Source organism: Enterobacter sp. ECC-249, from assembly GCF_043965265.1.
Taxonomy (GTDB): Bacteria; Pseudomonadota; Gammaproteobacteria; order Enterobacterales; family Enterobacteriaceae; genus Enterobacter; species Enterobacter quasiroggenkampii.
The window spans coordinates 4284061-4308513 of the sequence record NZ_CP143660.1 but is presented as its reverse complement, the minus strand read 5'-3'; the positions used below and the strand labels follow the sequence as shown (position 1 = coordinate 4308513).

Genomic DNA, 24453 nt, shown 5'->3' with positions numbered 1-24453 from the left:
AGAAAAACGAACTCAGTCGATAAGGAAGCGCGGCGACCAGCGCCGCGCTCAGACGCTTATTTACCGGCGGCGGTACGCCACTCTTTGATGTACTCGAGGCGTTTTTTCGGCTGCAGGTATTCCAGCAGCGTTTCATCAACCGGGATCGGCTTCAGCGCGTTGCCGAGGATTTTGGTCAGGCCGTCGATATCATTCTTGCCTTCGATATCGTTACGAATGGAGGGGATGTCCGCCTGACTGGCCAGAATGCTTTGCCCTTTTTCAGACAGCACGTAGTCCAGCCACAGCTTCGCGGCGTTGCTGTTTTGCGATTGCTGGCTAATGAACGACACGCGAGACAGCACCAGGGTGTAATCTTTTGGATAGGCAATGCCGAGCGACGGATCGTTCTTCGCACGCGCTTCCGCATAAGAACCGAGGATGTTGAAGCCAATCAGGTTTTCACCGGAGGAGACGCGCTCCATCATGGTGCCGGTAGACGACTGCACCGACAGGCCACCTTTGGCGACGTCGGCCAGGGTCTTAAAGTAATTAGGATCGGCGTTGTGATCCTGCACCGAGAGCATAAAGCCCAGACCCGATTTTTCGATGTCGTAGGTGGTGACTTTGTTCTTGAATTTGTCCGTCTGGCTGGCGATAAGCTTCGCCAGCGCGGCGTGAGAATCCGGCACGTCACCGGCCGGGATCAGGCGCTTGTTGTAGATAAAGACCACCGGCTCATAGGTGGTGCCGTAGGCCTTATCTTTCCAGACTGCCCATTTCGGCAGCTGGCTTTGCTCCGGAGATTTGTACTCCATGGCGTAGTCGGTGGCGAGCTTCAGGCCGGTGTCCATCGAGGAGCTCCAGACCACGTCGCCGCTCACGCCGCCGGAAGCCTGTTCGCTGATGAAACGGTTGTACAGCTCGGTGCTGTTCATGTCGTTGTATTCGACTTTAATGCCCGGGTAGGTTTTTTCGAAGCCCTGGATCAGCGGACCGGCAGCTTTGATGTCGGTGGTGGAATAGATGACAACCTTGCCCTCTTTCGTGGCGGCATCAACCACTTTTTGATACTCAGCAGGATAGCCCTGCGGCAGGGCAGACAGTGCAGAAGCAGAGAACAGTACGGTAGCGGTAAGCAGAGAAATTCGGAACGTGTTCGACATTATAGTTAACCTTTTAGTTACATTTGAGGAACTAATTGTCAACATAGCGTAAAGCGCGCCTCCGACAATAGGGAGGCGTGGGCAATGATTCCGAAGTGTGATTGTCGCCGTCGTTTCAGCAATTAACACCATAAAATCCGCGAACGTTAGCCTGTGAACGGTTTCGGATTACGGTTTATCGGGCGCTTTGCGGTATAACCGGCGTGGATGACCAATGTTACCGTACAGCATTTCGATGCTGATTAACCCGCTCTCCACGCAGTACTCAAGGTAGCGTCGTCCCGTGGTTTTGCTGATCCCCACGTTTTCCACCACCTCTTCAACCGACATCGCACTATCGGGATGCTCGGCGAACAGGCGTTTAATGCGTTCCAGCGTCTGTGGCTCAATGCCCTTTGTGGACGGCGTAACGGAGGCTTCCGCGGCAGGCAGATTAAACAGGCGATCCAGCGCATGCTGGTCGACCACCTTCACCTGCTGCACGGTGTGGATGAAGCGCATAAACCGCTCCAGCGATGCGTGCAGGCGCTGAAAAAAGACGGGCTTGATGAGGTAGTCAAACGCGCCGCTGCGCATGGCGTGGCTGCAGGTCTGCATATCGCTCGCGGCGGTGATGAAGATCACCGAGCACTCATAGCTTTTCAGCAGCGGGTTATCGATGAGCTCCACGCCTTTACCGTCCGGAAGATAGTTGTCCAGCAGGATAAGCCGCGGCTGATGCTGACGAATCAGGCTGCATGCCTGCTCAATCGACGCGGCGATGCCCACCACGCGCAGATGAAAATTCTGCTCGATATACTCGCGATGCAGCTCCGCGAGATGCGGCTCATCTTCAACGATCACAACATCAAGTGCTTGGGTCATGCTTTAGCCCATTCGGAATAAACACAGAAAAAATAGTCCCTTGTGGCGTGTTATCGGCAATCTCAATGCTGCCGCCAGCCTTGTCGATATATCCTGCCACCAGATAAAGGCCAATACCGTGCTCGGTACCCACAATGTCGTTTTCACGTTCCGGTTTGCTGCTGAATCCCTGGCGGAAAATATGCGGCTTCATCGCATCCTCCACCCCGCAGCCCCGGTCGGCCACCTCGATCAGCAGCTCCTGGTTACGGTCAGAAATGTAGAGTTCCACCGGCGCAGGGACCGGAGCCTTAAGGGTCGCGTCCACCGCGTTATCCAGCAGGTTACCAATAATGGACATCAGCTCCGTTTCGTTGAGCGTGGCGGGCATGCGGGTGAGCTGGCAGGCGGGGTCAAACAGCAGCTCGATGCCTTTTTCGCGCGCGCTGACGTATTTTCCGAGCAGCAGCCCACACAGCGCGGGAGAGGAAAAACGGCCGGAGACAAAGTCCAGTACCCGCTGCGCGCCTTCGGACTGCACCTGGATGTAACGAATCGCCTCGTCATAGTGTTTCATCTGCAGCAAGCCCACCAGCGTGGCGGTCCAGTTCAGCTGCTCGTGGCGCATAATGCGCAGGTTATCCGCATAGCGTTTGATTTGACTGAGCTGGCTGCTGAGGGTGTTAATGTCGTTTTTGTCGCGAAAGCTGTAGACCCAGCCGCTTTCAACGCCGGGTTCGACCTCAATCGCCACCCGGTTGACGATCACCTCGCGCTGGTTCAGCACGGCAATCTGGTCGTGGCTGCCAGCGCTCACCGAGGCGTAGCGCTGGGATAAAAAGCCCGGCGACGTCTGCAGAACGTCTTCCACCGGTTTGCCGATAAGCTCTTTCTCACTTTGCCGAATATCCAGCATTTCTCGTGCGGCGCGGTTAATTAAAATCAGCTGCTTCTCTTCATTGACGGCAAATACCCCCTCATACATGGCTTCTAATAGCGCGCGCTGCTGCAAAACCAGCTGAGCGATATCTTTCGGCTCCAGTCGGAACATCTGTTTTTTAAGATTGCGGGTAAACAGCCAGGAGAACATAAACAGCAGCAGAAGAAGAGCCGCGCCGTACAGCCCGGACTGCCAGAGAATGCGGGCATTAATATTAGCAATATAGGAGGTCAGATAGCCGACCGAGACAATACCAATCACCTGGTGCTGCGCGTTAAAGATCGGCGCTTTGCTGCGCAGTGAAACCCCAATCCCGCCCTGGCGCACGGAAATAATGGTTTTGCCCTTTAATACCTCCGCATTATCCCCGCCGATCATCGGTAAATTAATCCGCTCCGGGGATTCCGAATGATAGAGGTGCTGTTCCTCGGTATCGCCAATCACAATGTAGCTGGCATCGCTTTCGGCGCGCAGCGGCTGAATTAACCGGGCGATGCCGGGGATATCTCTGGCCGCGACCATGGCCGCCAGACCCGGCATCAGCGCAATCTGGCTGGCCTGCACCCGGGCGCGCTGGCCGAGATCGTGATGAAGCTGCCGGTCAATAAAATGAAACAGGATCGTTCCCAGCAGAACTAACAGCAGGCAGGAGAAGCACACCAGCGCTAAAAACAGCTTTACCTGAAAAGAGAGTCTGCGTTTCATTCAACCTGCGGAAGTTATGCAAAAGTGACATTTGCCGAGCCTGACATGGGCCCATAGCGGACGCAATCTGGCATTAAAAGAGTTGTGACCTGGCTTTTCGTTTTCGGCGTTATACCCTAAATAATTCGAGTTGCGGGAAGGCGGCAAGGGAACGAATCCCCGGGAGCGTACATAAGTACGTGACTGGGGTGAGTGAGTGCAGCCAACGCACCTGCAGCTTGAAATATGACGGGTATATAGCCATCAGGATCCCGTCAGGCTATTCTTCATTCAGCACGATAATAATTACAGAGGCAATGTCATGGATAAAGAGCTACTGGATGCGGGGTACCGGGCCTATACCGGCGAGAAAATTGACGTTTACTTTAACACCGGGATCTGCAAACACTCCGGCAACTGCGTGCGTGGCAGCGCAAAGCTGTTTAATCTGAAACGTAAACCGTGGATTATTCCCGATGAAGTGGACGTTGAAACGGTTGTACGCGTAATTGATACCTGCCCGAGCGGTGCGCTGAAGTATCGCCAAAAATAAGCGAGGAACCATGGATATTCTGGAAGGCCATAACAAGTTTTACGTGAATGATGCGAACGGCAACCAGGTCGCGGAGATTGTCTTCGTGCCGACCGGCGAGCACCTGAGCATTATCGAGCACACCGATGTGGATGAGAGCCTGAAAGGGCAGGGTGTCGGTAAACAGCTGGTTGCGAAAGTGGTGGAGAAGATGCGCGGTGAGAACCGCAAAATTATTCCGCTGTGTCCGTTTGCGAAACATGAGTTTGATAAAACGCGGGAATATGACGATATTCGGGCGTAAATAACACCGGCGATGGCCGGTGTTATTTCAGACTGCTGACAACGTGCGATTTGTGAGTTTCGCCCGGCGGCACTACGCTTGCACGGGCCTACAATGAATTGTGCAATTAATTGATATCGTTGTGAAATGTAGGCCGGGTAAGCGCAGCGCCACCCGGCAAAAAAAGACAGTTATCTCACCTGCTCAAACAGCAATATCATCGCGATCAGCACCATTGTCCCTCCCGACGCCCTGCTCACCAGACGCGCCGCCTGTGGCCGGGTCGCCAGCACCGCTTTCGAACCATACCCCACCAGCAGATAGACCAGCGTACAGGTGATAAGATGCATCATCCCAAGCGCGGACATCTGCATCGCTAACGACCAGCTCCCGGTCGGGTCTGTAAACTGCGGAAGCAGGGCCAGGAACAGCAAAAACACTTTCGGGTTCAGGCCGCTAATGCAGAGCCCTTTCACCGCCCACTGTCTCCAGTTTCCCGCGTGTTGGGTGGCCTTTTCCGGTGCGGCCGGGTGACGCAGCAACGTTATGCCAAGCCACAGGAGATACAGAGCTCCCGCTACGGTCAGCCCGGTTAACGCCAGCGGATGTTGAGCAATCACGACCCCCACGCCAGCCACCACAATCAACGTGGCTAACAGATGCCCGGACATCAGCCCCATCACCGCCGGTACCACGCGTCGTCCGTTAATCCCGGCGCTAATGGCGTAGGCCCAGTCGGCGCCTGGCGTCATGATAAGCAGAAACGAAACCACCCAAAAGCCGGCCACAATACTCATTTCCATCGTCCTGAAGACTCCCGCAGTGCGTCAAACGTTGCGAAAAAGAATATCGCTAACCCTGCGAAATAGGCTTTCAATGTTATGCTCATAACACGGTGAAATTGAGAAAATCTTCCAAATGGACAGCATCGATCGAAAAATTCTTGCGGCGCTACAGTCTGATGGCCGCTTATCGCTTACCGAGCTGGCTGAGCGGGTCAATCTGAGCCTCTCGCCCTGCCATCGTCGCGTGCGGGCGCTGGAGCAAAGCGGGGCCATAACGGGATACCGTGCCAGCCTCGACCCCGCCAAAATGGGGTTTAATTTCCTGGCGATCGTCTTTGCGACGCTGAAAGAGGGTGACCGAAAGGCGGTTAGCGCGTTTGAAGAGGCGGTGGAGGAGATCCCGCAGATCGTGCTGGCGCAGCGTCTGTTTGGCGATCCCGATTATCTGATGCACGTCGTGACCCGCGACCTCTCCGCTTTCCAGAAGCTCTATGACGAGAAGCTCTCCGCCATGCCTGGCGTGCAGCATCTTCGCTCTACGCTGGTGATGAAAACGGTGGTACAGGACAGACCTTTTCCGCTGGACGTTACGGGACGAGACTGAATAGCATGCCCGGCAGAGCGCCGGGCACGAAAGGGGACTTAGCCGACAAACATCACCGACACGCACAGCACCCCGACAATCAGCGTCAGCAGGTTGCCAATGGAACGGTACGGTTTCAGGCTGGGGATCAGATACGTCGACAGCGTCGGCATGATAAACAGGATCATGGCGATAAGCGGGCCGCTGATGGCGTAAATCATCGAAATGGCGTTCGGGTTAATGCAGCAGACGGCAAAGGTGATTAACGACACCCCCATAATGGAAATCGCGCGGTTAAAGGCGCGGCTTTTTTTCACCCCCACCTGATTCAGCGACGACTTCACGATCTCCGTCGCCCCTTCAATTACCCCAAAATAGGTGCCGAGGAACGATTTCGACATCGCAATTATCGCCACGACAATCCCGGAAATCCCCAGCCACGCCGGTGAAGAGGGCATCATCGACAGCGCAGACAGGATCGTCACCCCTTCCTCTTTGGCGGCCACAATGTACGACGGCGGAATAGAGAGCAGGCAGCTGAAGACAAAGAACAGCACGCTCAGGCAGATAATCAGGTACGCCACCTTCATGATTTTCTTACATTTATCCATAGCGCCGTCGGCAAACTTCTCGCGGCGGTCAACGGCAAACGTGGAGATAATCGGGGTATGGCTGAACGCAAACACCATCACCGGAATCGAAATCCAGACCTGGTGCAGCGTATGGCGATCGACGGCCATCTGGCTGGTCAGCAGCGAGGGCTGCCAGCTGCCGATCAGGTAGAGCGAGACAAACAGGAAATAGGCAATCAGCGGAAACACCAGGAAGCCCATCACTTTTATCGTGATATGCCGTCCCATCAGGAAGATCAGATTCAGGACCAGCACCACGCCCAGGCTGACCAGTACGCGAACGGTGGTATCCACCGTCAGGTGTTTTGCCAGCTGCTCGGTTAACGAGTTGGTGATGGCCACCGCATAAATCTGCACCACCACAAAGAAGGCGATGAAATAGAGCGTGGTGATCAGGTTGCCGATCTTCCTGCCGTAATAGTGCGAAACGGCGCCGGTGATCCCTTCGTTGCCTTTTGTTTTCGACGACAGGATAAATTGCGCCAGCGCTTTGTGCGGCCAGTAGGTTAAGGGATAGGCCACGAGGGCAGTAATAAACAGGACGATTGCGCCTGCGGAGCCCAGCTGAATGGGCAGGAAGAGCGTTCCTGCGCCCACGGCCGTGCCGTAGAGAGCGAAACTCCAGAGAGTCTCATCTTTTGACCAAATTTTCGACATTAGAGCAACGTATCAACTATCAAACCATCGGAATGGAGTGCAATTTACCATAGTTATGCACGGAGAGCGCAGTTGCTTCGAAGGCGTTTGGCCGGAACGGACGTCCGGCCAGAAGGCGTTTAGCCTGCCAGGGCGCGTCGTTGCTGGCGGCGCTTAAGAAATTTCTCGCGAAGGCAATCGTACGCCCAGTTATAGAACATGGTGTACGGCAGGAAGAACAGGAAGAAACCTATTTCCAGTGTGAATGCCTGCAGCAGGGTGACGCCCAGCACGGCGGCAACAATCGACACGCCAATCACAATAAACCCGCATTCGAACCCCAGCGCATGCAGCGCACGCACTTTTGCCGTACGTTTGACGCGCTGAACGGGCCAGAAACGGTCGAAGCCGAAGTTATAAATAATGTTCCACAGCATGGCGGTGGTCGCCAGAACAATGGTCAACCCGCCCATTTCCACCACGGAACGCTGCATGAGCCACGCCGCCGTAGGGGCGAGGATCGCCGTTGCAATCCCTTCAAAACAGACAGCATGAAAGATCCGCTCCGGCAGTTTACGTTGGAGTGCATCCTGATGTTGCATAGTTATAGACCTCATTAATTCGCCGGTATGGGCGGTGATGTGGCCTATTTTCATCGCTAAAGCTGATATATTAAAGATAGTATCCATCGCTAAAGTAGATAGATTATGCGCTATTCACCCGAAGCCCTTATCGCGTTTGTCGAGACCGTTGCGGCTGGCTCTTTCTCCGCGGCCGCACGCCGGCTGCGTAAAAGCCAGTCGACGATCAGCACGTCCATTGCCAATCTTGAAGCCGATCTCGGTTTCGAGCTGTTTGACCGCTCGGCACGCCAGCCGGTGTTAACGGCCCAGGGGGAACAGGTGCTGGGCTATGTGCAGGCTATTCTCGCCGCCAGCACGCGGCTGGATGAGCTGGCGGTGTCGCTATCGGCGCAAACGGAGGCGCGTCTGACGTTTGTCCTTTCCGATACCCTCAACCCGGACGTGCTGGAAGAGATGATGAAACAGTTTGACGCGCGTTTTCCCCATACGGAATTCGAATGTCTGATTGGCGAGGAGGAGGACGTGATCGATCTGCTGCAAAAGGAGCGCGCGCAGGTTGGCCTCACCGAAGCGCGAGACGGTTATCCTACGGATATCGGCGCCATCCGGCTGCCGATGCAGACCCGCATGGCGATCTATGTCGCGACCACGCATCCGCTGGCCGGGCAGCATGACGTTCAGCGTGACGAGCTGCACGGCTGGCGAGAGCTGAGGCTGAGCACCTATCTTGAGCGCGAGGCGGAGATCGCGCGCGGGCCCGTCTGGTCAGCCCCGAATTACCTGTTACTCTTGAGTATGGCGGTACAGGGATTTGGCTGGTGCGTCTTGCCGTGCGCGCTGGTGGATGAATTTGCCGCCGCGAAATCCCTGGTACAACTCAATGTTCCCGGCTGGCCGCGGGAGATCGGCATCGATCTGCTGTGGAATAAACGATCCCCTCCCGGCGTTGCCGGAAGCTGGCTGCGGCAGTATCTGCAGGATGCACGCTGATCCTTGTGATTAAACTCACTATTTTTAAACAATTAAGATAATTGCCAGTAACAATCCTCTACTATCGTCATGTCATTTAACACAGAGGTCGTGATGAAAGATGTCGTAATAGTGGGTGCGTTGCGTACAGCTATCGGCTGTTTTCAGGGAGCGCTTGCGCGTCACTCGGCGGTTGACCTGGGAAGCGTGGTGGTGAAAGCGCTGGTGGAACGTAGCGGGATCGCAGCACATGAAGTTGATGAGGTGATTCTGGGACAGGTCCTCACGGCCGGTGCCGGGCAAAACCCTGCGCGTCAGGCGGCGCTGAAGGGCGGGCTGCCCAATACCGTCTCCGCCATCACCATTAACGACGTCTGTGGCTCAGGATTAAAAGCGCTGCATCTCGCGACACAGGCCATTCAGTGTGGCGAGGCGGATGTGATCATTGCAGGCGGGCAGGAGAATATGAGCCGCGCGCCGCACGTGTTGACCGACAGCCGTACCGGCGCACAGCTGGGCAACAGCCAGCTGCTCGACAGCCTGGTGCATGACGGGCTGTGGGATGCCTTCAACGATTATCATATGGGCGTGACGGCGGAAAACCTGGCGCGCGAGTACGGCATCAGCCGTGAAGTGCAGGATGCCTATGCGCTAAGCTCGCAGCAAAAAGCGCGCGCGGCGATTGATTCCGGCCGTTTTCGCGACGAAATTGTCCCGGTCAGCGCGCTGCGGCAGAACGGCGAAGCTATGGTTGTGGATACCGATGAACAGCCGCGCACCGACGCCAGTGCTGAAGGGCTGGCGAGGCTGAATCCTGCGTTTGAGATGCAGGGCTCGGTGACGGCTGGAAATGCCTCTTCCATTAACGACGGCGCTGCCGCCGTCATGATGATGAGCGAAAGCAAAGCCCTCGAACTCGATCTTCCCGTGTTAGCCCGCATTAAGGCATTCGCAAGCGTAGGGGTTGATCCTGCGTTAATGGGGATCGCGCCGGTTTATGCGACCCGTCGCTGTCTGGAACGCGCGGGGTGGCAGCTTTCTGATGTGGATCTGATCGAAGTAAACGAAGCCTATGCCGCGCAGGCAATCTCCGTCGGAAAAATGCTGGAGTGGGATCCGCTGCGGGTCAACGTGAACGGCGGGGCGATCGCGCTGGGGCATCCGATCGGGGCGTCCGGCTGCCGGATCCTGGTTTCGCTGGTCCACGAAATGAAGAAGCGCAATGCCCGCAAAGGGATTGCCACGCTCTGTATAGGCGGCGGACAAGGGGTGGCGCTGGCCATCGAACGCTAACTTTTCCTCATTGAAAATGACCTCCTCCGGGAGGTTTTTTTATCGTCCTGTTTTATCTCCCGACGGTTTTAGCGTGATCCGGGCGTCATTTCCGTGATAAACAAAAATAAAAATGAAACGTTGTTTTAAATAGAATTGAAAAGCCCACTTTATGCCGATAGTATGTGCTCATTATGAAAAACGGAACGCTGTTTCGTTTTTATCCCGCCTTCGGGCATGACCACATCTGGAGGTTATCGTGGACGTCAGAGAAAGCATCCACAGCGCGCACGCCAAAACGCTGGATACTCAGGGGCTGCGCAAGGCATTTTTAGTCGAGCAGGTATTCGAGGCCGATAGATACACCATGGTTTACAGCCATATCGACCGCATTATTGTGGGCGGCATTATGCCCGTCACGAAAACCGTCTCCGTGGGCGGCGAGGTCGGTAAACAGCTGGGCGTGAGCTATTTCCTCGAGCGTCGCGAGCTGGGGGTGATTAACATCGGCGGACCGGGCACCATCACCGTAGACGGACAGTGCTATGAGATTGGCCATCGCGAGGCGCTTTACGTGGGGAAAGGGGCGAAAGACGTGGTCTTTTCCAGCATCGACGCCAGCAAGCCTGCGAAGTTTTACTACAACTGCGCGCCGGCGCACTCCACCTACCCAACCAAAAAAGTGACCAAGGCAGACGTCGCCCCCGTGACCCTGGGCGACAACCTCACCAGCAACCGCCGCACCATCAATAAATACTTCGTGCCGGACGTGCTGGAGACCTGCCAGCTCAGCATGGGATTGACCGAGCTGGCGCCGGGCAACCTGTGGAATACCATGCCGTGCCATACCCACGAGCGTCGCATGGAAGTCTACTTCTACTTCAATATGGATGAAGACGCCTGCGTGTTCCACATGATGGGACAGCCGCAGGAAACGCGCCATATTGTGATGCACAACGAGCAGGCGGTGATTTCACCGAGCTGGTCTATTCACTCCGGCGTAGGGACGAAAGCCTACACCTTTATCTGGGGAATGGTGGGCGAAAACCAGGTCTTCGATGATATGGACCATGTTGCGGTCAGCGATCTGCGCTAGTCGCGGGCGGTGAAGCATAAACCTGCCTGTGAGTGACAGGCTCTGAAAGAGTAAGGAATAAACATGATTCTGGATGCATTCTCTCTGCAGGGGAAAGTGGCGGTGGTTTCCGGATGTGATACCGGGCTGGGTCAGGGGATGGCGTTAGGCCTGGCGGAAGCGGGCTGCGATATCGTCGGGATTAATATCGTTGAGCCGACGGAAACCATCGAACGCGTGACGGCGCTGGGTCGCCGTTTCCTGAGCCTGACTGCCGACCTGCGTAAAATCGATGCCATTCCTGAACTGCTGGATCGTGCGGTGGCGGAATTCGGTCATATCGACATTCTGGTCAATAACGCAGGGCTGATTCGCCGTGAAGATGCGATCAACTTCAGCGAGCGCGACTGGGATGACGTGATGGATTTGAACATCAAGAGCGTATTTTTTATGTCCCAGGCGGCGGCGAAGCACTTTATTGCGCAGGGGAACGGCGGCAAGATCGTGAATATTGCCTCCATGCTCTCGTTCCAGGGCGGTATCCGCGTCCCGTCTTACACCGCGTCCAAAAGCGCCGTGATGGGCGTGACCCGCCTGCTGGCAAACGAGTGGGCGAAACACAACATCAACGTGAATGCGATTGCGCCGGGTTACATGGCGACCAACAACACGCAGCAGCTGCGTGCAGACGAGCAGCGTAGCGCGGAAATCCTCGACCGCATTCCGGCGGGACGCTGGGGTCTGCCGCGCGATCTGATGGGGCCGGTGGTATTTCTGGCCTCCTCCGCATCGGATTACATCAACGGTTACACCGTGGCTGTAGACGGCGGCTGGCTGGCGCGTTAATTCCACCTGTATTAAGAACCTCTGCCCATGGGCGGAGGTTTTTTTGCGCAATAATTGGCTTAGTCCATATTGCAAAAGATGAAAAATCCATACTAAAAAATCACCAATGACGGCAATCACACTTTTATTGCTTAAATATTAACTGATTAGTAAAAATACGTGATTATTCGCCGTGAGTTGAAATTGTAATGTCCATCACAGAACCGTATGCCGTAGCGGAATAATCCATAACTTCGCGATTTCCGGCCTGACACTTTTCCTCGCTTTCTCGTAATTTCAGTTAACGAATTTGCTGTTGAGGCAGGAAAAATATGACATCTATAAATGACTCTACCCTAATGCCCGCTGCGCTGCGTGATACTCGCCGCATGAACCAGTTTGTCTCCATAGCCGCCGCCGTGGCGGGTCTGTTATTTGGACTGGATATCGGCGTCATTGCCGGCGCATTACCGTTTATTACCGATCACTTTACCCTCAGCAGCCGCCTGCAGGAGTGGGTGGTGAGCAGCATGATGCTTGGCGCGGCCATCGGGGCGCTGTTCAACGGCTGGCTGTCGTTCCGCCTGGGGCGCAAATACAGCCTGATGGTCGGGGCGATCCTGTTCGTCGCGGGTTCGATCGGTTCGGCGTTTGCCGCTAACGTTGAAATCCTGCTGCTCTCCCGCGTGCTGCTGGGCGTGGCGGTGGGGATTGCCTCCTACACGGCACCGCTTTATCTCTCCGAAATGGCAAGCGAAAACGTGCGCGGCAAGATGATCAGCATGTATCAGCTGATGGTCACGCTGGGTATTGTGCTGGCGTTTCTGTCTGACACCTACTTCAGCTACAGCGGCAACTGGCGCGCGATGCTGGGCGTGCTGGCCTTACCGGCGCTGGTGCTGATCGTCCTCGTCATTTTTCTGCCGAACAGCCCGCGCTGGCTGGCGCAGAAAGGGCGCCACGTGGAGGCAGAAGAGGTGCTGCGCATGCTGCGCGACACATCAGAAAAAGCCCGCGAAGAGTTGAATGAGATCCGCGAAAGCCTGAAGCTCAAGCAGGGGGGCTGGGCGCTGTTTAAAATCAACCGCAACGTGCGCCGGGCGGTCTTCCTCGGCATGTTGCTGCAGGCGATGCAGCAGTTCACCGGCATGAACATCATCATGTACTACGCGCCGCGCATTTTCAAAATGGCCGGGTTCACCACCACGGAACAGCAGATGATCGCCACCCTGGTGGTCGGGCTGACCTTCATGTTCGCCACCTTTATTGCGGTGTTCACCGTGGACAAAGCCGGCCGTAAACCGGCGCTGAAAATTGGCTTCAGCGTGATGGCGCTCGGCACGCTGATCCTGGGCTACTGCCTGATGCAGTTTGATAACGGCACGGCCTCAAGCGGGCTTTCCTGGCTTTCTGTCGGGATGACCATGATGTGTATCGCAGGCTACGCGATGAGCGCCGCGCCCGTGGTGTGGATCCTGTGCTCCGAAATTCAGCCGCTCAAATGCCGTGACTTTGGCATTACCTGTTCCACGACCACCAACTGGGTGTCGAACATGATCATCGGCGCGACCTTCCTGACGCTGCTGGACGCGATTGGCGCAGCGGGAACGTTCTGGCTCTATACGGTGCTGAACGTGGCGTTTATTGGCGTCACGTTCTGGCTGATCCCGGAGACCAAAGGCGTGACGCTGGAACACATCGAGCGCAAGCTGATGGCCGGAGAGAAGCTGCGAAATATCGGCGTGTGATCGTATTGCCTGTTTACTCGTTATAACCTATGCCAAAGGTGGACAAAGAGATGAATCACAATAATAACGTGACGAAACTCTCTACCAACTTTGGCAGGGTGTAGTCAGATAAAGAGATTTGCAATTAGGATTTTTCTCAATCTATTGTATTATTGGCCACCGCGATCAATGAACAAAGATGCGTTGCATCAAGAAAAAGAAGAATTCCTATGTCAGAAATGGATTTCAAAAAAAACACAGATATTGATTTTTCCCGTTATACCTCCCGTATAGAACACGCTAAAGAAATAGATCTTTTCGGTTTATTAGCTGTTTTAGTGGCAGCGAAAAAGCGCATCGTCGCCGTTACGCTTGCTTTTGCACTGGCGGGGCTGGCCATTTCATTTTTACTGCCGCAGAAGTGGACCAGCAAAGCGGTGATCACCCCGGCAGAACAGTCGCAGTGGAACCCGCTGCGCCAGATGATGGTAGCGTTACAGGTGCTTGATGTGGACGTGAATATTACCCGTCCGGAAGTCTTTGACCTGTTCATTAAAAAGTTTCAGTCGCAGTCATTGCTTGAAGAGTATCTGAAATCCTCTTCTTACGTGATGTCGCAGCTTAAAAATACTGAGGTGGATCCACTTGAGCTGCATCGGGCGATAGTCAACATCTCTGACAGAATGATAGCGGTGAATAACGCTCAGGGAAAAGACGCGGATAAAATCCCCTATGTCTCCTGGACATTAAGCTTCACTGCGCCGACAGCAGGCGATGCGCAAAACGTTCTGGAGGGATACATCGATTATATCGCGGCTATCGTCGAAAAAGAGACGGTACAGAATATCCGCAACCAGATCGCCCTGAAAAAGAACGTCGTTGAGCAGCAGCTGGAACTGGATCGCGTCCGTCTGACCACTATTCACAATACCAACCTGCAGCGGCTCAATTATTCGCTGGAAGTGGCAAATGCGGCCGGCATTAAGAAACCGGTTTATAGCAACGGACAGGCGGTAAAAGACGATCCGGATTACTCCGTTGCGCTCGGTGCTGACGGTATCGCGCAAAAGCTGCAGATTGAAAAAAATCTTAAGGACGTGACCGAGCTGAATGCGGATTTCCAGAACCGGGAATACCATCTGGCGCAACTTAAAAAGCTCTCCTTTGCTGATGTTAAACTTGAGCCATTCCGGTACCAGCTTTCTCCTTCCATGCCGGTGAAAAAGGATGGTCCGGGCAAGGCCCTGATTGTCGTTCTGGCGGCGCTTCTGGGGGGGCTGTTTGCCTGCGGCAGCGTTTTACTGCGCGAGGCAATGCTTAATCGTAATCCACTCCCCGAGCCGGTGACGGAATAAACGCTGCAGTTTAAAAAGGCGCTGAATACAGCGCCTTTTTTTATGCGCATCGGTTGTGTTAAAAAAGAAACAAAGATAAGGAGGGATGATGAAAACGATCGGCCTGTTAGGTGGAATGAGCTGGGAATCGACAATCCCTTATTACCGCCTGATCAATGGAGGGGTAAAACAGCGTCTGGGTGGTCTGCACTCCGCCAGTCTGCTGCTGCACAGCGTTGATTTCCATGAAATCGAGGCCTGCCAGTCGAGCGGTGAGTGGGATAAAGCCGGGGAGCTCCTGGCCCAGGCGGCACTGGGACTGGAGCGTGCCGGTGCCGAGGGGATAGTGCTTTGTACCAATACCATGCACAAAGTGGCGTCGCATATTGAGGACCGCTGCTCGCTGCCGTTTCTGCATATCGCGGACGCGACCGGTCGTGCGATTGCGGCATCCGGGATGCGCCGCGTAGCGCTTTTGGGTACACGCTATACTATGGAACAGGATTTTTATCGCGGGCGTTTGCACAGTGAATTTGGGATCGAGAGCCTGATCCCGGATGAAGAAGATCGGGCGCGCATCAACCAGATTATCTTTGACGAGCTCTGCCTCGGTACCTTCAGCGAATCTTCCCGCGCGTATTACGTCAGCATCATCGATAAACTCGCGCAGCAGGGAGCCGAAGGGGTGATATTCGGCTGCACCGAGATCGGTTTGCTAGTACCCGTCGAGCAAAGCCCCGTCCCGGTATTTGATACCACCGCCATCCATGCCGCGGATGCCGTGGAATTTATGCTGTCATAACGGGTTTTGCAGGTCAGGTAAGCGAAGCGCCACCTGACGCGCGTGCTCCTTTAAGTGTTCGGTGAAAGCGTCCACCAGCGCTGAGGCCGGACGGTGCTGCGGGCGGATCAGGCTCACGGTGAACGGGACGGACACGCTAAAGCGGCGGATGACAATCCCGCTTCCGGCATAGTCCAGCGCCGTGAGTGGATTCACCACCGCGACGCCGACGCCAGCACGCACCATCGAGCAAATCGAAGCCGCGCTGTGCGTTTCCACCACCAGTCTCCGTTTGACCTGATGCTCGGCAAACAGGGTATCCAGCAGCTGTCTGTAACTGTCGGTCTGCGACAGGCTAATGTAGTTTTCCCCGTGGAAATCCTCCGGTGTGAGCACCGCCTTACCGGCAAGCCGATGCCCGGCGGGCAAAACACACACTTCATCTAACGAGATCAACTCCGTTCGCGTCGTGCCCGCTGGCGTGGAGAGCGTTTCGGTTAGGCCTAGATCATGGCGCTGGGCCGAAAGCCACTCTTCAAGCAGAGGTGATTCCTGAGGCACGATGGTGAGGCTGACCTCCGGGTATCGGGCCAGAAAGGGCTGGAGCAGCATCGGCAAAAAGGATTGCGAGAAGACGGGCAGGCAGACGATCGACAGCTCGCCCTGGCGAAACTCGCGCAGGCTTTCCGCAGCGCTCACTATTCTGTCCAGTCCGTACCAGGAACGCTGTACTTCTTCGAACAGGCGTAACCCCTGAACCGTCGGGTGAAGCCTGCCTCGGGTGCGTTCGAACAGCTTCAGCCCCAGCACTTTCTCAAAGCGCGCCAGCTCGCGGCTTACCGTCGGCTGCGAGGTATGCAGCATCTGTGCGGCTTCGGTGAGATTGCCGGTGGTCATCACGGCGTGAAAAATCTCGATATGGCGTAAATTGACGGCGGGCATAGGGCACCTGAAAGTAGATAACTGTCCATATCATTTTTGCATAGACTCGCGATAAAACGATATTTTTTATTCTCTTTGCGCTGTGGCGTAATCATCAAAACGCATATACCCGGAGAAGACCATGCCACGCCCGCTGAACCAGACTGATACCGATTTAAACGCCGACAACCTGCTGCGCCTGCCTGCCGAGTTTGGCTGCCCGGTGTGGGTCTACGACGCGCAGATCGTTCGCGAGAAGATCGCCGCCCTGCATCAGTTTGACGTGGTGCGTTTTGCCCAGAAGGCCTGCTCCAATATTCATATTCTGCGCCTGATGCGCGAGCAGGGCGTGAAGGTTGACTCTGTTTCACTCGGCGAAATCGAGCGCGCGCTGGCGGCCGGATACGATCCGAAAGCCGACGGCGACGCGATCGTCTTTACCGCAGACGTTATCGACGATGCGACGCTTGCGCGCGTCCACGAACTGCAGATCCCGGTGAATGCCGGTTCTGTGGATATGCTGGAGCAGCTGGGTCAGGTTTCTCCCGGCCATCGCGTCTGGCTGCGCGTGAACCCGGGCTTTGGTCATGGCCACAGCCAAAAAACCAATACCGGCGGGGAAAACAGCAAGCACGGGATCTGGTATGCAGATATGCCTGCCGCGCTGGAGGTATTACAGCGCTACGGCCTGAAGCTGGTCGGGATTCATATGCACATTGGCTCTGGCGTCGATTACGGCCACCTGGAGCAGGTGTGCGGTGCGATGGTGCGCCAGGTTATCGACTTCGGCCAGGATCTGGAGGCGATCTCTGCCGGCGGCGGTCTCTCCATTCCTTATCGCGAAGGTGAAGAGGCGATCGATACCGATCACTATTACGGTCTGTGGAGCGCCGCGCGTGACCAAATTGCCGCGCATCTGGGCCATGCGGTGAAGCTGGAAATTGAGCCGGGTCGTTTCCTGGTGGCGGAAGCCGGCGTGCTGGTTTCGCAGGTGCGCAGCGTGAAAGAGATGGGGTCTCGCCACTTCGTCCTGATTGATGCAGGCTTTAACGACCTGATGCGTCCGTCCATGTACGGCAGCTATCACCACATCACCGCCCTGGCCGCAGATGGCCGTGACTTAACGCAGGCGCCGCGGATTGAGACGGTTGTTGCGGGGCCGCTGTGCGAATCGGGCGACGTGTTTACCCAGCAGGAAGGCGGCAAAGTGGAAACCCGCGCGCTGCCAGAGGTCAAACCGGGTGATTATCTTGTGCTGCATGATACCGGTGCCTATGGGGCATCTATGTCATCTAACTACAACAGCCGTCCGCTGCTGCCGGAAGTGCTGTTTGATAACGGTAAAGCACGGCTGATCCGTCGTCGTCAGACCATTCAGGAACTGCTGGCTTTAGAACTCATCTGATGAGAGTACGGCCCCGTTGTGACCGAGTCGCGTAACACCAGCGTTCCGGTAAACGGCGGGATGGCATCGACCGGCTGGTTTCTTGCCAGCCGGATCGCCTGATCGATGGCGGTGACAATCATATTGTCGATGGGCAGATAAACCGATGAGAGCGCAGGCTCCAGCCACTTCGCGCTTGGGGCATCGTCAAAACCAAACAGTGAAATATCCTGCGGAATTTTAAGCCCCGCCTGGTGTAACGCTTTGGACGCACCCAGCGCCATATCGTCGTTACAGGCAAACAGGGCGCTAAACGGCACACTGTCGGCAATCAACTCCTTGCACAGTTCGTATCCCCGCGTCATTCCCGCATCGCCGTACTTTATCCGACGCTCGTCCAGGCGAATGCCGTGCTTTTCCAGCGCCTTACGGTAGCCCATCAACCGCGCTTTACCCGTGGGGGTATGGATCGGAACGGTGATACAGGCGATCTCCCGATGGCCCTGGGCGATCAGGTAATCCACGGCCTTAAACGCGGCATCCTGCTGTTCGAAAAACACGCAGCGATCCGGCGCCTGGCTCACTTCACGGTTAATGACCACCAGCGGCGTTTTCACGGTGTTCATCAGTTTGACGATCGCTTTTTCGCTCATGTAGCGCGTGTAAAGTACGATGGCATCGCACTGGCGATCGGCCAGCATCTGCACCGCCTGTTCTTCCTGTTCCGGCGCGTCGTGACCGTCGGTGACGATCAGCTGTTTCCCGTGAGTTTCAGTCTGCCGGGACGCCTGCTGGAGAAGACGACCAAAGTAAAAGCCGTCGAAGGTCGAGACGACCAGACCAATGCTGTTGCTGGTCTGGTTTGCCAGTGAACGCGCGAGAAAGTTCGGGCGATAGCCCAGCTCTTCCATCGCAGCAAACACCTGCTGACGCGTACTCTCTTTAACCTGACCCGTGCCGTTCAGCACGCGCGAGACGGTAGCCTTCGACACGCCCGCACGCAGTGAGACATCCAGCATTGTTGCCATTCTACATTCCTGCTTCCACGTAATGCTTTGCAGTTTAACACAGACCTCACGGCGTATAAGCGATGCGGGAAGCGCAAAACTTCCGCCACGATCACGCTTTTTGGTCGCGATTCGTCTGGCCCGCGTGAAGTAAAACTAAATAGTCTGACTCTGGTAAAATAATCGCCGAACCGAGCTGGGGCGACAGGCCAGCAAGTACATGAGAAAACGCAGGTGAAACGTGAAAAAGATAGCCATCCTCCCGCTTTACCAGGCACCGCACTATGCGGAGCAGGTCACCGACTGGCTCTGGCAGGCCTTTGGCGAAGGGCTTTCTCGGGAGTTTTTTCACAGTATTGTTGAGCACAGCCAAACGCCGGGGGCATTACCGCTGACTTTTATTGCCGTTGAGGACGAAAAGCTTCTTGGTACGGTGGGTCTCTGGCGCTGCGATTTGATCACCCGACAGGATCTCTTTCCGTGGCTGGCGGCGCTCTACGTTGACGACGCGGCGCGAGGCAAGGGGCTGGCAGGAGAACTTCAGCGGCATGTTATCGCTTACGCCGCGCAGTCCGGGTATGAGGAACTCTATCTGTGGTCTGCCTGCCGCGACTTTTACGAACGTTACGGCTGGCAGTATATCGGTGATGGGCTCGAATACCCGAACACGCGGGTTCACCTCTACCGTTATTCGCTCTGCGCTTCCGCAGGTGACGCAACGGAGTGACGGCGTACCAGCGTCGGGCTAAACAGATGCGTAATTTCCGGTGGCTGACGCTGTTCAGCCAGCGCTAACGCCAGCTCTGCGGCCTGCGTTGCCATGGTGATAATCGGGTAGCGCACGGTGGTCAGACGCGGGCGCACGTAGCGGGAGACCAGCACGTCGTCGAAGCCAATCAGCGAAATTTCTGCCGGTACCTCAATCCCGTTGTCATTCAACACCCCCATTGCCCCTGCGGCCATAGAGTCGTTATAGCTGGCAACCGCCGTGAAATTCCGTCCGCGACCCAGCAGCTCGGTCATGGCCTGTTCACCGCCGCTCTCATCCGGTTCACCGTAGGCAACCAGACGGTCATTACACGGCAGTCCGTTTTCGCGCAGGGCGTCGTAGTAGCCCTGCAGGCGGTCTTCTGCATCAGAGATCGGGTGGTTGGAACAGAGATAGCCAATTCGGGTATGACCCTGTTGAATCAGATGACGGGTCGCAAGCCATGCGCCGTAGCGGTCATCGAGCGCCACGCAGCGTTTTTCAAATCCGGGAATAATGCGGTTGATAATCACCATGCCCGGGATCTGCTTCATCAGATGAATCAGTTCGGCGTCCGGGATCATTTTGGCGTGTACCACCAGCGCCGCGCAGCGGTGGCGGATCAGCTGCTCGATGGCCTGACGTTCCTTTTGTTCGTTATGATAGCCATTGCCGATCAGCAAAAAATTGCCCGTCTGATAAGAGACTTGTTCAACCGCTTTCACCATCGCGCCGAAAAAGGGATCGGAAACATCGCCCACCACCAGACCAATGGTTTCTGTGGACTGCTGGGCGAGCGCGCGGGCATTGGCATTGGGATGATAGTTCAGGGATTCCATGGCGTTTTGTACCGCCTGGCGTGATGCGTCACTGGCTTTTGGTGAGTCATTAATCACGCGGGAGACGGTTGCCACCGACACGCCTGCCAGACGGGCCACATCCTTTATTGTCGCCATTCATTACCTTCTTATTGGGGGTAAGCGTTTACACACCAAATAGTGTTGCGGAAAAGCGGCGTGCATTCAAGGGGAGCGGATTTTCGCGCTCCACAAACGTGACGCAGAACAACCCTGGCGGTGTAATCGTTACACGCGCAGTCATGTCTGAAGAATGTCAATCTGAACCTTTGGTTACACTTTGCCTCAGGCTGTTGCGATTGTCCGATGGCGAGGATGTTAATGAGATTGATACAGTTGAGATCCCAGAGGTATTGATTGGTGAGAATTCTTAGTACGATTTCGTACTCATCTCTTGCACCAACCTGCGCGGATGCGCAGGTTTTTTTTCGCCTCCACTTTTGCTGTCGCTCCCGTATCACTTCTCGTGTAATCTGCCACCATTTACTATCAACCCTCCACACTGGCTGGCAAAGGGAGTTGAGATGCTATTTGGGTTCTTCCGTACACTGTTCCGTATTCTCTTTCGCATCCGCGTCACTGGCGATGCCCAGGCGCTTCGCGGCGAACGCGTTCTTATCACACCAAATCATGTTTCCTTTATAGATGGCATCCTGCTGGCGCTGTTTCTGCCTGTGCGCCCGGTATTTGCGGTCTATACCTCTATTAGCCAGCAGTGGTACATGCGCTGGCTCACGCCGCTGATTGATTTTGTGCCGCTCGACCCGACAAAGCCGATGATGATTAAGCATCTGGTGCGTCTGGTTGAGCAGGGGCGTCCGGTGGTCATTTTCCCTGAAGGGCGTATTTCAGTGACCGGTTCGCTGATGAAAATCTACGACGGCGCGGGGTTTGTCGCGGCGAAGTCAAAAGCGACCGTGGTGCCGCTGCGCATTGAAGGCGCAGAGCTGAGCCATTTCAGCCGGCTGAAGGGGCTGGTGAAGCAGCGTCTGTTCCCAAAAATCACGCTGCATATTCTGCCGCCCACGTCGTTACCGATGCCGGAAGCGCCGCGTGCCCGCGAGCGCCGTAAAATCGCCGGGGAAATGCTGCATCAGATTATGATGGAAGCGCGTATGGCCGTGCGCCCGCGCGAAACGCTGTACGAATCTCTGCTTTCCGCGCAGTACCGCTATGGCGCGAAGAAAAACTGCATCGAAGACATCAACTTTACCCCGGATACCTATCGCAAACTGCTGACCAAAACCCTGTTTGTGGGCCGCATTCTCGAGAAGTACAGCAAGAAGGGCGAAAAGATTGGCCTGATGCTGCCTAACGCGGGCATCAGCGCGGCGGTGATATTTGGGGCGGTTTCCCGGGGGCGGATCCCGGCGATGATGAACTACACGGCGGGCGTGAAGGGGCTGACCAGCGCCATTACCGCCGCTCAAATCAATACCGTCTTTACCTCCCGTCAGTTCCTCGACAAAGGCAAGCTCTGGCACCTTCCCGAGCAGCTCACCCAGGTGCGCTGGGTCTTCCTGGAGGATCTGAAAGCCGACGTGACCACCGGCGACAAGCTGTGGATTTTTGCGCATTTGCTGATGCCGCGTCTGGCGCAGGTCAAACAGCAGCCGGAAGATGACGCGATTATCCTCTTCACGTCGGGATCGGAGGGCAACCCGAAAGGCGTCGTTCACAGCCACAAGAGCATCCTGGCGAACGTTGAGCAGATCAAAAGCATTGCCGACTTTACCGCAAATGATCGTTTTATGTCGGCGCTGCCGCTGTTCCACTCCTTTGGCCTGACGGTGGGGCTGTTTACGCCGCTGCTGACCGGCGCAGAAGTGTTCCTCTATCCAAGCCCGCTGCATTACCGGATCGTGCCGGAGCTGGTGTATGACCGTAACTGCACCGTCCTGTTCGGCACCTCAACCTTCCTGGGCAACTATGCGCGTTTTGCTAATCCGTATGATTTCTATCGCGTGCGGTATGTGGTGGCCGGTGCGGAAAAACTGCAGGAGAGTACGCGTCAGATCTGGCAGGACAAGTTTGGCCTGCGCATTCTCGAAGGTTATGGCGTTACCGAGTGTGCGCCCGTGGTCTCGATTAACGTACCGATGGCGGCGAAACCGGGCACGGTTGGCCGAATTCTGCCGGGAATGGATGCGCGTCTGCTGGCGGTGCCGGGTATTGAGGACGGTGGCCGTCTGCAGCTTAAAGGGCCAAACGTGATGAACGGCTATCTGCGCGTGGAAAATCCGGGCGTGCTGGAAGCGCCGACGGCGGAAAACGTCAACGGTGAGGTTGAAACCGGCTGGTACGACACTGGTGATATCGTCCGTTTCGATGAACAGGGCTTTGTACAGATTCAGGGACGCGCGAAACGCTTCGCCAAAATCGCCGGTGAAATGGTCTCTCTGGAAATGGTTGAGCAGCTGGCGACGGCCGTGTCCGCGGATAAAATGCATGCGACCGTGGTGAAGAGCGATGCCAGCAAAGGCGAGGCGCTGGTGCTGTTTACGACCGACGCTGAGCTTAAGCGCGACAGGTTACTAAGCTATGCGCGTGAACACGGTATTCCTGAACTGGCCGTGCCGCGCGATATTCGCCACCTCAAGCAGCTTCCGGTGCTGGGTAGCGGTAAGCCCGATTTCGTGACCCTGAAAGGCATGGTTGAAGAGGCGGAACAGCAAAATGCGTGAGTCAGTACACACTAACACATCGCTCAGGTCGAAAGGCATGATGGCCGTCATCGCCGCGCAATTTCTCTCTGCGTTCGGTGATAACGCGCTGTTGTTTGCCACGCTGGCGCTGCTGAAAGCAGAGTTTTACCCCGACTGGAGCCAGCCGATCCTGCAGATGGTGTTTGTGGGCGCTTACATTATCTTTGCTCCGTTCGTCGGGCAGGTGGCGGACAGTTTTCCCAAAGGCCGGGTGATGATGTTTGCCAACGGCCTCAAGCTGCTGGGGGCCGCCAGCATTTGCTTTGGCTTCAATCCGTTTATTGGCTACACGCTGGTGGGCATTGGGGCCGCCGCCTACTCTCCGGCGAAGTACGGCATTCTCGGCGAGCTGACCACCGGGGATAAGCTGGTGAAGGCCAATGGTCTGATGGAGTCGTCAACCATTGCCGCTATCCTGCTTGGTTCGGTCGCGGGCGGCGTTCTGGCCGACTGGCATGTCCTTGCGGCGCTGGGCGTATGCGCGGTGGTGTATGGCGGCGCGGTCGTGGCGAACCTGTTTATTCCCAAACTGCCGGTGGCTCGCCCGGGGCAATCCTGGCGCTTTAAACCGATGACCGGCAGCTTCTTTACCGCCTGTCGCGTGCTATGGCGTAACGGTGAAACGCGTTTCTCATTGATGGGGACCAGTATGTTCTGGGGCGCTGGCGTCACGCTGCGCTTCCTGCTGGTGCTGTGGGTGCCTGTGGCGCTGGGGATTACTGACAACGCGACGCCGACCTATCTTAATGCGATGGTGGCCATCGGCATTGTGCTCGGAGCTGGTGCTGCGGCGAAGCTGGTGACGCTGGAGACGGTAGCACGCTGCATGCCTGCAGGGATTCTGATTGGCGTCGTGGTGCTGATTTTCTCGCTGCAGCATGCGTTATTGCCCGCGTATGTCCTTCTCATCCTGATTGGTATTCTGGGAGGCTTCTTCGTGGTGCCGCTGAACGCGCTACTGCAGGAGCGGGGCAAGCAGACCGTCGGGGCAGGGAATGCCATCGCGGTACAAAACCTGGGTGAAAACCTGGCAATGCTGTTAATGCTGGGGCTCTACTCGTTGGCGGTAAAAGTGGGTGTGCCGGTAGTGGGAATTGGCGTCGGGTTTGGCGGGCTGTTTGCGCTGGCGATTGCGGGTTTGTGGATCTGGCAACGCCGTCGCTGATATATAGCCGGGTGGCGGCTTCGCCTTACCCGGCCT

General features: G+C 55.9%; 23 protein-coding genes. 14 read left to right on the top strand and 9 right to left on the bottom strand.

What is annotated here, in order from left to right; all coding sequences use genetic code 11:
• Positions 1 to 56: 56 nt before the first annotated feature.
• From V1587_RS20440 to V1587_RS20430, 3 genes are all read right to left on the bottom strand, one after another.
• Positions 57 to 1145 (bottom strand): ABC transporter substrate-binding protein, encoded by a 1089-nt coding sequence (locus V1587_RS20440; protein WP_371897874.1) that lies wholly within the window; start codon positions 1143 to 1145, stop codon positions 57 to 59.
• Positions 1146 to 1313: 168 nt separating this feature from the next.
• Positions 1314 to 2009, bottom strand: a complete 696-nt coding sequence (locus V1587_RS20435) for a response regulator (protein ID WP_371897875.1) — start codon at positions 2007 to 2009, stop codon at positions 1314 to 1316.
• On the bottom strand, positions 1993 to 3633 hold the full coding sequence (locus tag V1587_RS20430; RefSeq protein ID WP_371897876.1) for an ATP-binding protein: 1641 nt from the start codon (positions 3631 to 3633) through the stop codon (positions 1993 to 1995). Before V1587_RS20430 ends, V1587_RS20435 begins: the two co-directional genes overlap by 17 nt.
• Before the next feature lie 301 nt (positions 3634 to 3934).
• Between V1587_RS20430 and yjdI the strand changes: the two genes are divergently transcribed.
• Positions 3935 to 4165 carry a 4Fe-4S mono-cluster protein YjdI gene (gene yjdI, locus V1587_RS20425; protein WP_008499689.1) on the top strand — a complete coding sequence of 77 codons (231 nt, stop codon included), beginning with the start codon at positions 3935 to 3937 and terminating at the stop codon, positions 4163 to 4165.
• Between the two features lie 10 nt (positions 4166 to 4175).
• Positions 4176 to 4448 carry a GNAT family N-acetyltransferase gene (locus V1587_RS20420; protein WP_008499687.1) on the top strand — a complete coding sequence of 91 codons (273 nt, stop codon included), beginning with the start codon at positions 4176 to 4178 and terminating at the stop codon, positions 4446 to 4448.
• A gap of 170 nt (positions 4449 to 4618) precedes the next feature.
• Here the strand turns inward: V1587_RS20420 and V1587_RS20415 are convergent, their stop codons facing one another.
• A complete protein-coding gene (locus tag V1587_RS20415) occupies positions 4619 to 5230 on the bottom strand; it encodes a LysE family translocator (RefSeq protein ID WP_371897877.1) in 612 nt (203 codons plus the stop codon).
• A 115-nt stretch (positions 5231 to 5345) separates the two neighbouring features.
• Here V1587_RS20415 and V1587_RS20410 point away from each other — a divergent pair, with 115 nt between their 5' ends.
• Complete coding sequence (locus tag V1587_RS20410; RefSeq protein ID WP_008499685.1) at positions 5346 to 5816, top strand: Lrp/AsnC family transcriptional regulator; 471 nt, start codon at positions 5346 to 5348, stop codon at positions 5814 to 5816.
• 38 nt (positions 5817 to 5854) lie between these two features.
• Here the strand turns inward: V1587_RS20410 and V1587_RS20405 are convergent, their stop codons facing one another.
• Both V1587_RS20405 and V1587_RS20400 read right to left on the bottom strand, forming a co-directional pair.
• Positions 5855 to 7084: an amino acid permease gene (locus V1587_RS20405; protein WP_395314473.1), complete on the bottom strand. Its 1230-nt coding sequence runs from the start codon at positions 7082 to 7084 to the stop codon at positions 5855 to 5857.
• A gap of 119 nt (positions 7085 to 7203) precedes the next feature.
• On the bottom strand, positions 7204 to 7665 hold the full coding sequence (locus V1587_RS20400) for a multidrug/biocide efflux PACE transporter (protein ID WP_115876214.1): 462 nt from the start codon (positions 7663 to 7665) through the stop codon (positions 7204 to 7206).
• Between the two features lie 105 nt (positions 7666 to 7770).
• Here V1587_RS20400 and V1587_RS20395 point away from each other — a divergent pair, with 105 nt between their 5' ends.
• The 7 genes from V1587_RS20395 to V1587_RS20365 all read left to right on the top strand — a co-directional run bounded on the left by V1587_RS20395 (position 7771) and on the right by V1587_RS20365 (position 15651).
• A complete protein-coding gene (locus V1587_RS20395) occupies positions 7771 to 8637 on the top strand; it encodes a LysR family transcriptional regulator (RefSeq protein WP_371897879.1) in 867 nt (288 codons plus the stop codon).
• A gap of 93 nt (positions 8638 to 8730) precedes the next feature.
• Positions 8731 to 9909: an acetyl-CoA C-acetyltransferase gene (locus V1587_RS20390; RefSeq protein ID WP_371897880.1), complete on the top strand. Its 1179-nt coding sequence runs from the start codon at positions 8731 to 8733 to the stop codon at positions 9907 to 9909.
• A 238-nt stretch (positions 9910 to 10147) separates the two neighbouring features.
• Positions 10148 to 10984: a 5-dehydro-4-deoxy-D-glucuronate isomerase gene (gene kduI / locus V1587_RS20385; protein WP_371897881.1), complete on the top strand. Its 837-nt coding sequence runs from the start codon at positions 10148 to 10150 to the stop codon at positions 10982 to 10984.
• 63 nt (positions 10985 to 11047) lie between these two features.
• Positions 11048 to 11809, top strand: a complete 762-nt coding sequence (kduD, locus tag V1587_RS20380; protein WP_048224726.1) for a 2-dehydro-3-deoxy-D-gluconate 5-dehydrogenase KduD — start codon at positions 11048 to 11050, stop codon at positions 11807 to 11809.
• A gap of 311 nt (positions 11810 to 12120) precedes the next feature.
• Complete coding sequence (locus V1587_RS20375) at positions 12121 to 13536, top strand: sugar porter family MFS transporter (RefSeq protein ID WP_032660200.1); 1416 nt, start codon at positions 12121 to 12123, stop codon at positions 13534 to 13536.
• A 209-nt stretch (positions 13537 to 13745) separates the two neighbouring features.
• Positions 13746 to 14870 carry an LPS O-antigen length regulator Wzz(fepE) gene (gene wzz(fepE) / locus V1587_RS20370; protein ID WP_371897882.1) on the top strand — a complete coding sequence of 375 codons (1125 nt, stop codon included), beginning with the start codon at positions 13746 to 13748 and terminating at the stop codon, positions 14868 to 14870.
• A gap of 88 nt (positions 14871 to 14958) precedes the next feature.
• Positions 14959 to 15651, top strand: coding sequence for an aspartate/glutamate racemase (locus V1587_RS20365; protein WP_371898021.1), 693 nt, complete (start codon positions 14959 to 14961; stop codon positions 15649 to 15651).
• On the opposite strand, the gene V1587_RS20360 is transcribed toward V1587_RS20365, so the two are convergent.
• On the bottom strand, positions 15646 to 16572 hold the full coding sequence (locus V1587_RS20360; protein WP_371897883.1) for a LysR family transcriptional regulator: 927 nt from the start codon (positions 16570 to 16572) through the stop codon (positions 15646 to 15648). The genes V1587_RS20365 and V1587_RS20360 overlap by 6 nt on opposite strands.
• Before the next feature lie 121 nt (positions 16573 to 16693).
• On the opposite strand from V1587_RS20360, the gene lysA reads away from it, so the two are divergent.
• On the top strand, positions 16694 to 17956 hold the full coding sequence (gene lysA, locus V1587_RS20355; RefSeq protein ID WP_371897884.1) for a diaminopimelate decarboxylase: 1263 nt from the start codon (positions 16694 to 16696) through the stop codon (positions 17954 to 17956).
• On the opposite strand, the gene V1587_RS20350 is transcribed toward lysA, so the two are convergent.
• A complete protein-coding gene (locus tag V1587_RS20350; RefSeq protein WP_395314472.1) occupies positions 17926 to 18963 on the bottom strand; it encodes a LacI family DNA-binding transcriptional regulator in 1038 nt (345 codons plus the stop codon). The two genes, lysA and V1587_RS20350, sit on opposite strands and share 31 nt — an antisense overlap.
• Before the next feature lie 229 nt (positions 18964 to 19192).
• Between V1587_RS20350 and V1587_RS20345 the strand changes: the two genes are divergently transcribed.
• Positions 19193 to 19669 (top strand): GNAT family N-acetyltransferase, encoded by a 477-nt coding sequence (locus tag V1587_RS20345; RefSeq protein ID WP_371898022.1) that lies wholly within the window; start codon positions 19193 to 19195, stop codon positions 19667 to 19669.
• On the opposite strand, the gene galR is transcribed toward V1587_RS20345, so the two are convergent.
• A complete protein-coding gene (gene galR, locus V1587_RS20340; RefSeq protein WP_371897886.1) occupies positions 19630 to 20646 on the bottom strand; it encodes an HTH-type transcriptional regulator GalR in 1017 nt (338 codons plus the stop codon). The genes V1587_RS20345 and galR overlap by 40 nt on opposite strands.
• Positions 20647 to 21071: 425 nt before the next feature.
• On the opposite strand from galR, the gene aas reads away from it, so the two are divergent.
• Positions 21072 to 23231, top strand: coding sequence for a bifunctional acyl-ACP--phospholipid O-acyltransferase/long-chain-fatty-acid--ACP ligase (gene aas / locus V1587_RS20335; protein ID WP_371897887.1), 2160 nt, complete (start codon positions 21072 to 21074; stop codon positions 23229 to 23231).
• Positions 23224 to 24417 (top strand): lysophospholipid transporter LplT, encoded by a 1194-nt coding sequence (gene lplT, locus V1587_RS20330; protein WP_371897888.1) that lies wholly within the window; start codon positions 23224 to 23226, stop codon positions 24415 to 24417. The genes aas and lplT overlap by 8 nt, the downstream gene beginning before the upstream one ends.
• The last annotated feature ends 36 nt before the right edge of the window (positions 24418 to 24453 follow it).

Bases quoted from the DNA above. Each gene is read 5' to 3' on its own strand.
- V1587_RS20400 (WP_115876214.1), bottom strand. From the start codon at position 7,665: ATGCAACATCAGGATGCACTCCAACGTAAACTGCCGGAGCGGATCTTT.
- yjdI (WP_008499689.1), top strand. From the start codon at position 3,935: ATGGATAAAGAGCTACTGGATGCGGGGTACCGGGCCTATACCGGCGAG.
- V1587_RS20435 (WP_371897875.1), bottom strand. From the start codon at position 2,009: ATGACCCAAGCACTTGATGTTGTGATCGTTGAAGATGAGCCGCATCTC.
- V1587_RS20350 (WP_395314472.1), bottom strand. From the start codon at position 18,963: ATGGCAACAATGCTGGATGTCTCACTGCGTGCGGGCGTGTCGAAGGCT.
- lysA (WP_371897884.1), top strand. From the start codon at position 16,694: ATGCCACGCCCGCTGAACCAGACTGATACCGATTTAAACGCCGACAAC.
- V1587_RS20405 (WP_395314473.1), bottom strand. From the start codon at position 7,084: ATGTCGAAAATTTGGTCAAAAGATGAGACTCTCTGGAGTTTCGCTCTC.
- kduD (WP_048224726.1), top strand. From the start codon at position 11,048: ATGATTCTGGATGCATTCTCTCTGCAGGGGAAAGTGGCGGTGGTTTCC.
- galR (WP_371897886.1), bottom strand. From the start codon at position 20,646: ATGGCGACAATAAAGGATGTGGCCCGTCTGGCAGGCGTGTCGGTGGCA.
- V1587_RS20430 (WP_371897876.1), bottom strand. From the start codon at position 3,633: ATGAAACGCAGACTCTCTTTTCAGGTAAAGCTGTTTTTAGCGCTGGTG.
- V1587_RS20390 (WP_371897880.1), top strand. From the start codon at position 8,731: ATGAAAGATGTCGTAATAGTGGGTGCGTTGCGTACAGCTATCGGCTGT.
- lplT (WP_371897888.1), top strand. From the start codon at position 23,224: ATGCGTGAGTCAGTACACACTAACACATCGCTCAGGTCGAAAGGCATG.
- V1587_RS20410 (WP_008499685.1), top strand. From the start codon at position 5,346: ATGGACAGCATCGATCGAAAAATTCTTGCGGCGCTACAGTCTGATGGC.
- V1587_RS20365 (WP_371898021.1), top strand. From the start codon at position 14,959: ATGAAAACGATCGGCCTGTTAGGTGGAATGAGCTGGGAATCGACAATC.
- V1587_RS20420 (WP_008499687.1), top strand. From the start codon at position 4,176: ATGGATATTCTGGAAGGCCATAACAAGTTTTACGTGAATGATGCGAAC.
- V1587_RS20440 (WP_371897874.1), bottom strand. From the start codon at position 1,145: ATGTCGAACACGTTCCGAATTTCTCTGCTTACCGCTACCGTACTGTTC.
- V1587_RS20415 (WP_371897877.1), bottom strand. From the start codon at position 5,230: ATGGAAATGAGTATTGTGGCCGGCTTTTGGGTGGTTTCGTTTCTGCTT.
- aas (WP_371897887.1), top strand. From the start codon at position 21,072: ATGCTATTTGGGTTCTTCCGTACACTGTTCCGTATTCTCTTTCGCATC.
- V1587_RS20375 (WP_032660200.1), top strand. From the start codon at position 12,121: ATGACATCTATAAATGACTCTACCCTAATGCCCGCTGCGCTGCGTGAT.
- V1587_RS20360 (WP_371897883.1), bottom strand. From the start codon at position 16,572: ATGCCCGCCGTCAATTTACGCCATATCGAGATTTTTCACGCCGTGATG.
- V1587_RS20395 (WP_371897879.1), top strand. From the start codon at position 7,771: ATGCGCTATTCACCCGAAGCCCTTATCGCGTTTGTCGAGACCGTTGCG.